A 13879-nucleotide genomic window follows, 5' to 3' on the forward strand; every position below is an offset into this window, starting at 1 on the left:
AGACATGGCTTTTTTTCTCCCCTCGCTCTACGGCACTCACTGCTTTCTGTCTTAAATCATCACTATAGGGTGCTGCCATGAAAGCTTCTCCTCATTTCTTTTTCTCTATTATGTCCTAACTATCCCGCTCTTTGCTATACCAAATTAGATGAACTTACCCTGCCTTGCCCATGCCTCATTCTGATGAAAACTGCTATAAATCCGTTGAGTATAGGCTACTGATGAATACAGGCACTCATGCACTGATGCACTCATGCAAAAGGGGGAATGGATAATCAGTCTTTAATAACCAGATTTAGGATCAATAGTAGTTTCTAGAATGAAGGTTTTTCGTCAAAACATCTTGGGGAATGTAAAAATATATGAAAGTATATAAAAATGTCTGGAATGTTGGAATATAATCAGGGCGAACCTCGGCTGTTAGGTCGCCTTATTCTGGAACAGTGAAAAAGGCTTGAAAAAGTTTAAGGTGAAGGAGCAGCCGGGGAATCAGATGGAGGTCGAGGTGACAATCAACCCCGATGCTTCATTTAAAAAATAATCAGGAAAGGCAAAAATTACCCATGATTTCCTCAGAAACGTCGAAAAAAAGACTATTAGCCCTGTTCCTAACCTTCGTGATTGCGTTCATGGCCACGTTTTGTATCGGAGCAGACTCAGAAGTTTTAGCTGCACCCATAGCCGATCCTAGCGTTTGTCCTGCCACTCGAACCCTGAGTCCGTTCGAGAAAGATCTGCGTACCGCCCTTGGGGATAATTTGAATCCCAATGTTCTGAACTTTTCATCAGTTCCAGGACAATTATTGGCTTATGAAGGCTGTCCCGAAGAAATGGGGGCATGGTTATTATTACCCATGCCTAAAGAATCTGATCGGATGCAAGCAGTTCATGCTACTCTACTCCCTGACGGAAAAGTTCTAATCGTCAACGGGAGTAGTAACCGTAACCGATTTGAGAAGCTAGCTGATCGCAACCCTGCTGATGGAGTTGATCCCTATAAGGGCGAAATAATCTTTGAAAATGCCGTTTATAAGCTTAAAGATGGGGTGGATACTCGCAACAGCCAAGTTGTTGATAACACCAGTCTTTTTGACCCAGAATTTGCCAACCCTCTGAACGGAAAATTTGGCAAAGAATCGCCTTTTTCCCGCATTTCTTCTCCTGTAGCGGAATGGGAGAAAGAACCTAACGATATCTTCTGTTCTGGTCATTTACAACTCCCTAATGGGGATGTTTTGTTTATTGGGGGTAGTCGCGTCTATTACCCCGGGTCACAATTTCAGGGGTCTAAACAAGCGAATATTTTTCATTCGGAAACGAAAACTTGGGCAAATCCCCATTTACTGAGCGATGGTCACTGGTATCCTACTCTTGTACCCTTAGCAGATGGAGCGATTGCGGCTTTTTCTGGTTTAGGAGCCAAAGATTTTGATCGAGTCAGTCCCATTTTAGAGATTTACGATCCTAACGCCAAGGGAACTCCTAACGAGTGGCAGCATATTGATATGTCCCAACTGCCTAATAGTCCCTTCAAGACAAAGATGAATTCCCAAACTTCAACGCGGGATTTAATCGATCTCTATCCGCGCATTTTCCCCACAAAAGATGGTCGTTTTTTGATCACAGGAGATGGGGGAGGGAAAACGCCTCTAACGGTTCATAAAAGTACCAATAGTTACTTTGTTAAGTTTAACAAAGATGATAAGGGCATCTATTCTATGACCTTTGAACGCGGACCACAACGCCAAGCCACTTCTAAGGTTTATGGAACCGCTTCTCTCGATCCCAGTTCCGATAAAGGAGATGTCCTACTTTATGGAGGTATTATTGGCACCAATGATATCAGTTTTGGACCGGGTAAATATGCTATTCGTGGGGCGAGTATTCCCTCCAGTGTTGAGCGTTGGAGTGCGCCTGAACCGGGTACGGAAGGAGGAGGGGAATGGAAGATTGATGAGGACTTTTTAGCCCGCATTGATGAGGATATCCTGCAAAATAGTTCTAGTAACTATCAAAATCCCCAATATGAGTATGTCAAACAATCCTCTAACTTGGGTCGCTTTGGCAAACGGGCGATGGAACTAGCGGTGATTCTTCCCACAAAACAAGTATTAGTGGTTAATGGTGGTAACTATGCCGAACATTTTCCTGCTCATCATCCTATTTTATTGACTCCCAATGCTGCCAAAGAACCAATAAAATTTAACACCAAGTTGATGAACCCGGATACTCAACCCAGACTCTATCACAATACCGCTTTGCTGCTCCCTGATGCCAGCATTTTAGTGATGGGAGGGAATAATTCTCGGGCTGGTCGTTTTGTCGATAGTGGCAAGGTAGAATTAGATATCTTTGATGATTTCTTTGTCACTCCTAAAGGATTTACCTCTAATACTGCCGAGATTTATCAACACAGTATTTATTATCCTCCTTACCTGTTTGGTTCAAGTAAGCGTCCGGTTATTGACAGCGATATTAAAGAGATTAGTTACGGACAATCTCCCACTATTTCTGTCAGTAATGCTTCAGGTCCTAATACTAAAGATTCAATGGTACTGATCAAGGCGGGTTCTGTCACCCACTCCTTTGATAATGGACAGAGATTAGTGACTTTAGAGAAAACCTATACTGAGGATGGCAAAATTAGCTTTAAAGTCCCTGAAGATAAGCATTTCTCTCCTCCTGGTCACTATATGTTGTTTTATGTTAATCAAGAGGGTAAACCATCTGAGGGCAAGATCGTCAAATTGAGTTAAGCAGATGGGTATAGATGCAAAGCTCGTCTTCAAGCCCTGTCATGGCCAAGGGGAGGACACTGTAAATTTTCTGCCAATAACACCCCTTGGCCGTAAACCCCAAAAAATTGGCCAAGCAAACAAAGTTAACCTAACAAACTGGATGTAATCATGATTGATCTCAACAAAATCGTCGAAATTGATCCCCTAAACGATGAAGAATACCGAACCCTTGTGCAAGACTTACAAGGTAATATCATCAAAGGCAATGGACGGGAAAACGCTGTGCATCTGTTCCTAAAATTCAAGGATGGGAAACAGGATCAGGTTAAGAAATGGTTAGGGGAATTTACCCGTAAGTATGTTACTTCAGCTTGGGCTCAAGCTTATGAGGCTGAAAAATATCGTGAAAAGCGCATTAAAGGAAGTGTATTTACTAATGTCTTTTTAACGGTTTTTGGTTATGAGTATTTGGGTTTAATTGAGGATGACTTGCCCTTCTCAGATGACTTTTTTCTTGGGGGAATGAAAGATCCCAACAGTCAGATCGGATTTGCTGATCCTACGGTTGATAAATGGGATCCAGGTTTACAAAGAGACTGCCACTGTTTGATCTTAATGGCTGATGATAATTTTCAACCCTTGCTGCACATTGTCAGAAGAGTGAAAAATAGCTTAATAGAAATCGCCGAAATTATCCATCAAGACAATGGCTTTGTTCTGCGTAATGAAGACGGCAAAGTGATCGAGCATTTTGGTTTCCGAGATGGGGTGAGTGAACCTTTATTTGTTAAACGAGACATTGATAAAGAACGAGAGTCTAGTGATTTTTCTCAATGGGATCCTCGAGCCCCTTTAAGTCTTGTACTACTTAAAGATCCTTTTGGTAAAACCCCCGATAGTTATGGTAGCTATTTGGTCTATCGTAAACTAGAGCAAGATGTTCCCGGTTGGAACGACGATGTGGTCAACAAATTAGCTCCGGCCTTGAACTTAACAAATGATCCAGAGTTGGCCGGTGCTTATACCATGGGACGTTTTCAAGATGGAACTCCCCTAATTCTGAATGATTCCCCCACGGACGATGATAGCAATAACTTTAATTATCTTAACGACAAAACTGGGTCTAAATGTCCCTTTCATTCCCATATTCGCAAGACTAACCCACGGGGAGATACAGGACATTTAATTGCGACGGAAGTTCCTCTAGAAGAAGAAAAAATGCACCGTATTGTACGTCGGGCTGTTAGTTACGGAGAACAAGACCGTCACGAAGCCAAAGAAACCGGTTCGGGTTTGTTATTCTTATGTTTCCAAAGCAATATTACCAATCAGTTTGCCTTTATGCAAAAGCGTTGGGCTAATACAGGAGGGTTTATTGAACAAGGTACTGGAACAGATCCCGTTATTGGTCAAGGGGGGCCGTTTACAGAAGGCTATAGTTGGCCGAAAACCTGGGGAAGTACAGAACGAATTCGGGCTGATTTTTCCCACTGGGTCACCTTTAAAGGGGGTGAGTTTTTCTTTACCCCTAGTCTGAGTTTTCTAGAATCCTTAAATGAAGATTCTGTCCCTCAAAAACGTCTGAAGATCAAGCACAGTGGCAAAAACCTCAATCTTGCTGATCCTAGTGCAAGCCTCGAAACGAATGCTATTCAATCTACTTCCAGTACTGATGATAGTCAGGTTTGGCTATTAGAAGAAGCGCAAAAAGGTTATTGTTTTATTCGCAATAAGCAAAGTGGCTTAGTTTTAACGGTGGAATCTGTCACAGGAAAGAATGTTTACGCCACTATTAAACATGGTGGAGATGCCCAACTTTGGAAGATGATAGACAATGGCCAGGGTTACTATCACATTGTTTCTAAAACCAACAATAAGGTTTTAGATGTGACTGCTTCTAGTCAAGATGAGGGTGCTAATGTCATCGTCTTTTCCCAGGAAACCAGTGATCAAGATAACCAACTTTGGCAGTTAGAGAACGTCTAATATACAGCGTTTTGTGAATTAGTGCGGCGCTACTGTGCACCGCACTTTCAGTTATCAGTGAAAAGCTTACATTAGGTTAAGAAATACTTGACAAAAGACTCTTAACTATATGTCTGCGCCAGTTTCCTTTCCCGAAATCTCGATCGCCGGTATCACGGAACCAATTATAGCGTTTTTCAGTCTGCTGAGGTACAAAAGTTATGGGTTTTAGGCACTCATGCAAGAGTCAAAAGGCTTCGGCCGTGATCTCAGCGTTCGACTGAGCGTTCGACTGAGCTCGCCGAACGTCCGAGAGCCGAACGGTTGAAGCATGAAACCCAAGGCCTGCATAGTTTACGCTACCGCTAACCCATCCTATAAATAATTGTGCCTCCCTACTTATTAACAATTCCTATCAAAGCTCTCTGACAGATTCTTACTGAGTATTTTTGAAAAATCAAGGCCAGTTGACAAAAGTTAAAATTTATCCGAGCATTTACACCTATTTTGTTAAGATATATTGCGGACTCCCTTAACTTTAGTCAAGAGAGGAGCTAAATCACCTAGTATTGCGTCCTTTTCAGTAACCAGTGAACAGTAACCAGTAACCAGTAACCAGTGATCAGTAACCAGTAACCAGTGACCAGTGAAAAGACATCAGGAAAGTGCTATTTAAAACTACTCACTTAATACTTCTTACTTAAAACTCAAATCTCATAACTGATGACTGATAACTGATAACTGATAACTACCCTAATAATTTTTAAATTTTATAACTTTAAGCAAATGCGTAATAGCGGACTCCTATCAAAAACCAAAGTCAAACTGAAACCGAAAAAAACCCTCACCTCGCCGACGCGGCCAGCGCCGCCTAAATTACAGAATAAAATCAAAGATAAAGAGCGTCTAGTCGGTCGTCAGCGTCAGTCATGGCTAATTATGGGATTAATTAGCATTGTCCTGCTAGGAGGAGTTGGCTCACGATTGGCCTATTTACAACTGCAGCAAGGACAAATTAACCGAGAAAGGGCAGAAAATAACCGGATTCGCATTCTTCCCAAACCACCAGTCCGGGGCAACTTATTAGATCGCAATGGCAAAGTTTTGGCTACGGCCCGCTTAACCCATGCGGCCTATATTTGGCCCAAATCCCAGCGTAATCCCGCTCAAAAACTCAATCTTGACCGTTTAGCCAGTATTTTAGCAATTCCCAAAAGCGACCTAGAAAAACGCATTAACGAAGCGGACGAAAACCCCTCCACCCTGATCCGCATCGCTAGGGGTTTAACTCCAGGCCAAATTATCGCCCTAGAGGAATACAAAGACGAATTAACCGGCATTGAAGTGGACGTGGAATCAGTGCGCTACTATCCCAATGGTAAAATTGGGGCGCATATTCTCGGTTATACGGGGGAACTAACCCCGGAGGAATATCAAGCCAAAAGACCCCAGGGCTACCGATTGGGAGATGTCGTCGGTAAAATGGGTGTAGAAGCCGCCTACGAGTCAAAATTGCGGGGAGAATGGGGGGGAATGCAGTTAGAGGTCAACGGATCGGGACAAGTAATCCAAATTCTCGGCCAAAAAATTGCTAAACCGGGGCAAGATGTCACCCTGACACTAGATTTAAAACTCCAAAAAGCCGCCGAGGCCGCTTTAGGAAAACGCAAAGGTGCGATCGTGGCGATCGATCCCCGGGATGGTTCCGTGCGGGCCATGGTCAGTTATCCTAGTTTTGATCCCAATGTTTTCTCGGCCCCAATTACTACCGCCACTTGGAAAAAACTACAAGCGGAGGGCAACCCTTTTGTTAACCGCGCTCTCCAAGGATTCCCCCCCGCTTCCACCTTTAAAGTCGTCACTGCCACTGCCGGCATGGAATCGGGTAAATTTCCCCCAAATACGGTCTTAAATACCTTTGCCGCCCTCTATGTGGGGGGGACAGCTTTCGGGGAATGGAATCACGCCGGTTTTGGTCCGATCGGTTTTGTCCGGGCCATGGCCATGAGTAGTAACACTTTTCACGGTCAAATTGGTCGCGGAGTGGGGGGACCGACTTTAATTGCCACGGCTCGGCGCTACGGTTTCGGTCAGAAAACTGGGATAGAATTAGCGGAAGAAACTCCGGGGTTAATTGCCGATCGCGATTGGAAACTGCGTAATTTTAAAAACTGGGATTGGTCCGTAGGGGATACGATTAATATGTCGATCGGTCAAGGATTTACCCTAGCGACTCCCCTACAGGTAGCTGTGATGTTTGCTGTCCCCGCTAACGGTGGTTTTTTGGTGAAACCGCACCTTTTACAGGATGCCCGCGATGTTAAGGAATGGCGAAAGTCTTTGAACATGAAACCTAGCACCCTAGACACCCTGAGAAAGTCCCTGAGAGCCGTGGTAGCGGAAGGAACTGGTCGGGCCCTATCGGACCCCGCTTTACCGCCCGTAGCGGGCAAAAGCGGCACGGCAGAAGCGCCTCCGGGCCAGTCCCACGCTTGGTTTGGAGCTTTCGCACCCTTCGACAAGCCCGAAATTGTCGTGGTCGCCTTTGCGGAACATTCCGGCGGTGGTGGTGGTAAAGTGGCCGCACCTATGGTACGTCAGGTAATGGAGGCTTATTTTAATGTCAAACCCAAAGAAGAAAAACCCCGGCCGAAGCCCTAGAGACCTGTGGCGGTAAGCGGCACACAGCGCACGGTAATTCCCGTGGCCTTTGCGATTTTTTGCGCCCAAATCGCCAATATTTCAGCGTTTACGGGTTTGAGAATTTGCATTCCGTCGCCCGCGCTGAGGGGATTATTACCACGGGTTTCTAATTGTCTTTGTCTTGCCCGGGGACGGGTCGGGGTGTTAAGCTGAATTTCATCCGGTTGTAGCTGTTGCATCAAATCGATGTATCGGTCTTGCTCTTGGGGCGACCAAGAGGCCAGCACCATGGTTTGAATTGCTAGTTTTCCCGACCATTCTTGGCGAAATTGTCTCAATCCCCACCAAAGCTCCTGCCAATCCAGACCAGGGACCGGACGGTTAACCCCTCGCCATTGGGCCTCGGAAACAGCATCAATTTTAGCGGCGACGATATCAGCTTTGCTCAAGTCTTGACGCACTTGGGCATCTCCCAAGAGGGTACTATTGGTTAAGACCGCCACCGGCCGCCTGGTCATTTCCTTGACGGTGGCCAGTATTTCCCCTAAATTGAGGGCGAGGGTGGGTTCCCCGCTACCACTGAGAGTGACGATATCCACGTCCCAGGGGGCAAAGGCCCTTAAATCCCTGCTAATTTGTTCGCTGGTGATAAAAATTTTTCGTTGCTCGGTTTTTTGCTCAATTTCTCCTAACTGACAGTAGGCACAGTTAAAGGAACAGGTGGAAACTAAACCGATCGGATCGATGCCCAGGGAACTGCCGAAACGCCAAGAGGCAACCGGGCCATATACGGAGCAGAAGTAATCCTGGGGAGCAGTCATCGAACCTACCCAAAAAATACGGAGAGGGAGGGATTCGAACCCTCGGTACGGTCTTACGATTCGTACAACAGATTAGCAATCTGCCGCATTCGACCACTCTGCCACCTCTCCAAGATGACATTATTTTAGTCTAACATAAAAGGCTGATTTTTGGCAAGTAATTTTTGGGCAGTTAATCGCCTAAACGACCATCCTCCATATTGACAATGCGATCGGCGATGTCGAGAATCCGGTTATCGTGGGTGACAAGTAAAATCGTGCAACCTTGTTCTTTTGCCAATTTCTGCATGATTTCCACCACATCGCGCCCGGATTGTTTATCTAAGGCCGCGGTCGGTTCATCGGCGAGGACTAATTTGGGATGACTGACGAGGGCGCGAGCGATCGCAACCCGTTGTTTTTGTCCCCCCGATAGATCATGGGGATAGTAATCAACGCGGTTGCCTAAACCGACTGACGCTAGAATTGCTGTGGCTTTTTGATCTAGATCTTGTTCTAAAAACTCCTCGTGCAGTTCCAAAGACATCCTTACGTTTTGTTTCGCTGTCAGGAATTTTAGTAAATTATGTGACTGAAAAATATAGCCAATTTGTCGGCGAATTTTCAGCATTTTGCCCTTACTAATTCCTAACATTTCTTGGCCGAGAATTTTTAAACTGCCCGCTTGTGCAGATCGCAAACCTCCCATTAAACTCAATAAAGTGGTTTTCCCCGATCCCGAAGGACCAGTCATAATCACTACTTCCCCCGCTTTAATTTCCAGATCGATATCGTATAAAACCTGTTTTTTTAATTCTCCCGTGCCAAAATAGTGATTTAAGCCTTTAATGGCAATTACGGGTTCATTAGGGCTAAAATCCTCTAATTCTCGCTCTTTTTGAAAAATCAGCATTATTTCACCCTTGATAGTTTAAAAAATATCGGCTGGATCTGCTGTCCTTAATTTGCCCATAGCGACAATTCCAGAGGCAATACACATGATAACTGTCAGGATTAAAACTTCGATCGCCCTAGCGGTAGTCATCACTATGGGTAAAAGTGTAGCGGAGGAAGCGAGATTATAAACACCGAGAGAGACGATAAACCCCGGTATATACCCCAAAACGGCTAGTAATAAAGCCTCTTGCATCAAAACCCCGACTAAATACCAATCACCGTAACCCATAGCTTTTAGGGTAGCGTATTCGGGTAAGTGATCGGTGACATCGGAATAGAGAATCTGATAGACAATAACGATACCGACGATAAAACCCACTACTGTACCTAAACCAAAGATAAAACCAATCGCTGTACCATTTGCCCAATAGGTTTTTTCCCTTTCAGCAAATTCTTTTAAAGTAAGGACTATTACTTCATTTTTAGGGAAAAGTGCCTGTAAATTGGCCTTAACTGCTTCGATATTTGCCCCCGGTTGCAGTTTCACCAGTCCTATATCGATTTCGTGGGGTTGACGTTCGGGAAAGAGCCTTAAAAAGGTAGAATCACTGCTAATGACGTTACCATCGGCAGCAAAGGAGGCACCAAGGGTAAAAATTCCCGCTACCTGTACCTCTTTTTTATTTAACTGAACTGTCAAATCGGGGTTTTTCTGGAGTAAATCGGCAATTGGACCGAATTCTGGTCTTCCTGCCTGATCGTATAAGACGCGATTTAACATCTTTAGATCACTAGATTTTTGATTGACTTCTGGGAGGGTAAAAACCCGTTGACTGGGATCAAAACCAAAGACTAAAGTAGTTCTTTCTAGGGCAGTTTCGGGATTGCGCCACTGGGCCGAAGCAATATAAACTGAGGCTAAGGATTGAATACCCTCGACTCTTTTAGCTTGGTACAAGCGATCGCGTGAGAAACTTTTCACCGCAAAGAGGGTATCGAATTGGGGATTAATCAGGACTAAATCCGCATCGAGAACATAATGAGGTTTAACGGAAGCATCAAATAAGGCATCCCGAAACCCCAACTGTGTAAAAATTAGGAAGTCAGCAAAAGCAATCCCGGCAATAGCCACGATCAAACGGGTTTTCTCTCGCGTCACCTGTAACCAAGATAGGGGCGTTTTTTTGAATAGATGGGTTAGTTTCATGGAAAACCTACTCATTGATAGTTACAGTTACTTGGGAATTGGTTAAACCTGCCACTTTTTGACTGTTTTCTCGATCTAAGGCAATGCGGACAGAGATAACTTTGCGATCGAAGTTTTCTCCCGGTTGATTGCTGAAGATATTTTGTTGGTCAACTTTTAAAGCAATTAAGCGCACTTTTCCGCTAACTTCGCCCTTAAACGCCGATCCGGTAATCATGGCAGTTTGTCCCTCGCGAATTTTCCCGATATCGCTTTGATAGATTTCGGCAATTACTTCCATGCGCTCGGTTTCAGCGAGGTCAACAATTCCTTGATCGCTGATTTGTTCCCCGATACGGGTATTGACTTTAATCACTTTGCCGGTAATTGGCGATCGAATATAAGCCTGATTTAACTCGGTTTGAGCTTTTTTAACGGCAACTAGGGCAGCATTTACCTCCGCTTCGGCTGCCCGCACATCGACTCCCCGCACTTCTGAGACTTGATTTAAAGTGGATTTGGCCTCTTTGATCTGCTGTTGACCGGTGGATTCAATCCGGGCTAGGGTAGTCTTGGCTTCTTGTATCTGTTGTTTACCAGTGCGTTCAATTCTCTCTAGGGTAACTTTTGCTTCTGTTAGTTGTTGATTACTGGTTTCTAAATTCAGTCTTTTACTATCAAAACTAGAGGCGGAAATTGCTCCTTCTTGATAGAGTTTTTCGTAGCGATCGAATTCAGCTTTGGCATTGCGATATTCTGCTTCTAATTTGCCAATTGTCGCTTTTTGGGCAGCCCTATCCCCGTCTAATTGCGCTGTTAATCTTTGGATAGTTGTCCGTTGGTTTGCTTGATCCCCTAACCATTGTGCCTCGATTTTCCGCACGTTAGCGGTATTAGCATCGATTTCGCCGACTTTTGCCCCAGCTTTCACCTGTTCTAGTTTGGCTGCGGCTACTTTCACCTGTTCTTGTGCCTGTCGCAGGTTATCCTCTAATCTTTCCTGACTTTCGAGAATGGCGATTATTTGTCCTGTTTTGACGCTATCTCCTTCATCGACTAATAATTGCATGACTCGATCGGAATCAAGCAACATCGGGGCAGATATGCTGATAATTTCTGTCCTCGGTTCAATTCTGCCTAAAGCGGTGATTTTTTGCGGTACGGGTGACGCAATTACAGGGGTTTTGGTTTCGGGTTTGCTGGCGAATTGGGAAAGACTATAAAAGGTGGTTATTCCTAATAATCCTGTGCCTAATACTATTAACCCGATCATTAACTTTTGATTTGGTTTCACAAAAGTTTTACCTTTCATAATTTTTTAGTTAATAAGTGATTGTTGGGGGTTAACAGTTTTTCTGCAAATAAGTAGTAAGAATTTTACCTAATAATTCCATTTGTTCATCGATCGCAATCTGTTCATTGCACCACAGGCGCTCTAATATCAGTCCATTAATAACGCTGACAACTAACCAAGCTACACTCGGATCGCTAATACCTAAAATCTCGATTACTGCCTGATGATAGCGGCGATCAACGCGCTCAAAAAGTTGACTACGACTGAGTTCTTCTCGTCCTTGATATTGAGAATAATCAATCCATAAGAATAATTGTTTGATGCAGTAATCCTCGCGATTAGTCATAAATTTGCCGAGAATTTTTAGCTTTTCTATCAGGGTTTTTCCTCGATCAATCTCGGCTTTAGCTAATAAAACATCCTCTCGGCACATCTCCTCGACTAATTGCTCGAAAAGTGCCGCTTTACTGGGAAAGTAGTGGTACAGCGTTCCCGTGGACACTCCCAATCCTTGCGCTAATTCTCTCGTCGTCATGTTAGCATAGCCTTTCTCGGCAAAGAGTTCGGCACTTTTTAAGAGGAGTTCTTTTCGGTATTGTTCTACATCTACTATCTTAGGCATAAGTTTAATATCGAACGTTCGTTATATTTTAGCTTAACATTACTATAAATGGGGAAATCGGTCGTCCCTTTGCCTGTATGCTAGAAGAAAGGGCTAATTCGTTGTTGAGCGAGCTTTTTCGCAAGGATTGACAGTATGGGTAATATTCACGAGCAGTTATTAGAGGAATTAGCCGAAGTGGAGTGGAGTGACTTGATCCCCCATGCTCAAAGGGATGCGCTGATCCTGGTTTCCGATTCCCTCAATTTAATCGAAGTGGCAGAAGCGATCGCCGGTGATCGGGTTGCTCAAGTGCAGAATTGGATCGGGGAAAAACTACTAGAAAAACCGACACAGGAGCAGTTAAGCGATTGGAATTCCCATCCCGATAACCTTTTTAATACACTAATCGTGCAACCTTTTGTGTTAATTCAGGCCATAGCTTAGATAAAGCCAAACCCCCCAATCTGGTGAGATTGAGGGGTAGGAAAGAATAATCCTGGCATCGAGCTATTGTCCCGGTCGGCAACCCGACAAGTATCTTGGACAAGATGGTTGCGTACAACTGGCTAATTGCTCAATATTAAAGAATATTAAAAACCCCATTGGCAAAGGCGTTACCGAGTAATAATTCGTTACCAGATGAATCCGTAATTAGACCAGATACCCCATCCGTATCGAGCATCAGTGTCTTACTAGCGTTTTTAAATCTACCTACTCCAAAGAATGATATGCCTGTCCATTCAACGGTAGATAGGTCAATGTTCCCAATCTTGATAGCAACACCTTTTTTAGTGTCCGCAATGCCATCTTTGCCAAAATTACCAGAAAAAATGAATTGATCTCCACTTTCTCCTGACGCATAAACATCATTGCCTAGTCCGTTATAAAAAATGTCATTTCCCCCCCCTCCAAAAATGACATCATCGCCTGCACCATCGCGGAAAATCTCATCAGCAGCAGTACCCTTTATCCGATCATTGTAGGCAGAACCGATATATTCTTCGATATTTGTGGCAATAATATTTTTAGGTCTGGTTGAGTCGTTAATGACAATTCCCTGTTTACTACCAGCAAAGTCTAAAATATCTTTTTTTCCTGCACCACCATCAACTTGAATGGTATTTTCATCAACTTTAAAAGTGTCATCACGATTTGTACCAACAAAGGTTTCAAAATTGGCAATCGAAAGGGATTCAGAGCCTACTTGGGCGACTTTGGCAGTCGTATTAATTGATACTCCTAATGTTGTGGTTAAAGTCGAAAAGTCTAAGGTATCTTTTCCATCAACAGCATCAAGGGTTACTCCTTTGGGAAGTGATTGGATTTTTACAATATCATCCTTCTTAGTAAATTTAAGGGTTTCAATGCTAGATAAAGTGTCTGTGTCAGAGCCTACCTTTACTGTTCCATTAAATCCTGTCGGAGTCGAACTAGCACTTCTAGCACTTATAGATAGAGTAGCGGAAGCGATTGATGCTACAACTGCGCCTTTAGTTAGGGTTAGGGTAATTGGTGTGGTTTCTGAACTGTAATCAACAGTATCATTTCCTAAGCCACCGTCTAAGGTATCGTTACCTGCACCACCAATCATTATGTCATTTCCGTCACCACCTTCAACTTTGTTGGCCGCTTTATCCAGAGTAAAAACATCGTTAAAACTACTACCTTTAAAGTTTTCAATTTTGATATATTGCGGAATTCCTGTTCCACTTTTAACTAGATCTACTGTTATTGGTTTACTTGAATTTGAAA

At 43.8% G+C, this 13879-nt stretch carries 10 protein-coding genes and 1 tRNA gene; 4 read left to right on the plus strand and 7 right to left on the minus strand.

Features of this window, described 5'->3' with window-relative positions; genetic code table 11:
• The first annotated feature begins 521 nt into the window (after nt 1-521).
• The 3 genes from IM473_RS00260 (at nt 522) to mrdA (ending at nt 7364) form a co-directional block, all read left to right on the plus strand.
• Nucleotides 522-2756 (plus strand): galactose oxidase early set domain-containing protein, encoded by a 2235-nt coding sequence (locus tag IM473_RS00260; protein WP_287660344.1) that lies wholly within the window; start codon nt 522-524, stop codon nt 2754-2756.
• A 150-nt stretch (nt 2757-2906) separates the two neighbouring features.
• Nucleotides 2907-4724: a Dyp-type peroxidase gene (locus IM473_RS00265; RefSeq protein ID WP_287660345.1), complete on the plus strand. Its 1818-nt coding sequence runs from the start codon at nt 2907-2909 to the stop codon at nt 4722-4724.
• A gap of 765 nt (nt 4725-5489) precedes the next feature.
• Nucleotides 5490-7364, plus strand: a complete 1875-nt coding sequence (gene mrdA, locus IM473_RS00270) for a penicillin-binding protein 2 (RefSeq protein WP_287660346.1) — start codon at nt 5490-5492, stop codon at nt 7362-7364.
• Here the strand turns inward: mrdA and IM473_RS00275 are convergent.
• From IM473_RS00275 to IM473_RS00300, 6 genes are all read right to left on the minus strand, one after another.
• The gene (locus tag IM473_RS00275; protein ID WP_287660347.1) at nt 7361-8167 is read right to left on the minus strand and encodes a radical SAM protein; all 807 of its coding nucleotides are present in this window, start codon (nt 8165-8167) and stop codon (nt 7361-7363) included. The two genes, mrdA and IM473_RS00275, sit on opposite strands and share 4 nt — an antisense overlap.
• A gap of 19 nt (nt 8168-8186) precedes the next feature.
• A tRNA-Ser gene (locus IM473_RS00280) sits at nt 8187-8278 on the minus strand.
• Between the two features lie 61 nt (nt 8279-8339).
• Entirely contained in the window at nt 8340-9059 is a 720-nt protein-coding gene (locus IM473_RS00285; protein WP_287660348.1) for a DevA family ABC transporter ATP-binding protein, read from the minus strand.
• Between the two features lie 18 nt (nt 9060-9077).
• On the minus strand, nt 9078-10250 hold the full coding sequence (devC, locus tag IM473_RS00290) for an ABC transporter permease DevC (RefSeq protein ID WP_287660350.1): 1173 nt from the start codon (nt 10248-10250) through the stop codon (nt 9078-9080).
• 7 nt (nt 10251-10257) lie between these two features.
• Nucleotides 10258-11541 (minus strand): HlyD family efflux transporter periplasmic adaptor subunit, encoded by a 1284-nt coding sequence (locus IM473_RS00295; protein WP_287660349.1) that lies wholly within the window; start codon nt 11539-11541, stop codon nt 10258-10260.
• 31 nt (nt 11542-11572) lie between these two features.
• Nucleotides 11573-12145 carry a TetR/AcrR family transcriptional regulator gene (locus tag IM473_RS00300; RefSeq protein ID WP_024970702.1) on the minus strand — a complete coding sequence of 191 codons (573 nt, stop codon included), beginning with the start codon at nt 12143-12145 and terminating at the stop codon, nt 11573-11575.
• Between the two features lie 135 nt (nt 12146-12280).
• Between IM473_RS00300 and IM473_RS00305 the strand changes: the two genes are divergently transcribed.
• Nucleotides 12281-12571, plus strand: coding sequence for a DUF2288 domain-containing protein (locus tag IM473_RS00305; RefSeq protein ID WP_108936753.1), 291 nt, complete (start codon nt 12281-12283; stop codon nt 12569-12571).
• Nucleotides 12572-12707: 136 nt separating this feature from the next.
• On the opposite strand, the gene IM473_RS00310 is transcribed toward IM473_RS00305, so the two are convergent.
• The coding region (locus IM473_RS00310) for a calcium-binding protein (protein WP_502845920.1) at nt 12708-13879 on the minus strand (1172 nt) is incomplete at its 5' end.

It is taken from the genome of Microcystis sp. M015S2, from assembly GCF_020245945.1.
Lineage (GTDB): Bacteria > Cyanobacteriota > Cyanobacteriia > Cyanobacteriales > Microcystaceae > Microcystis.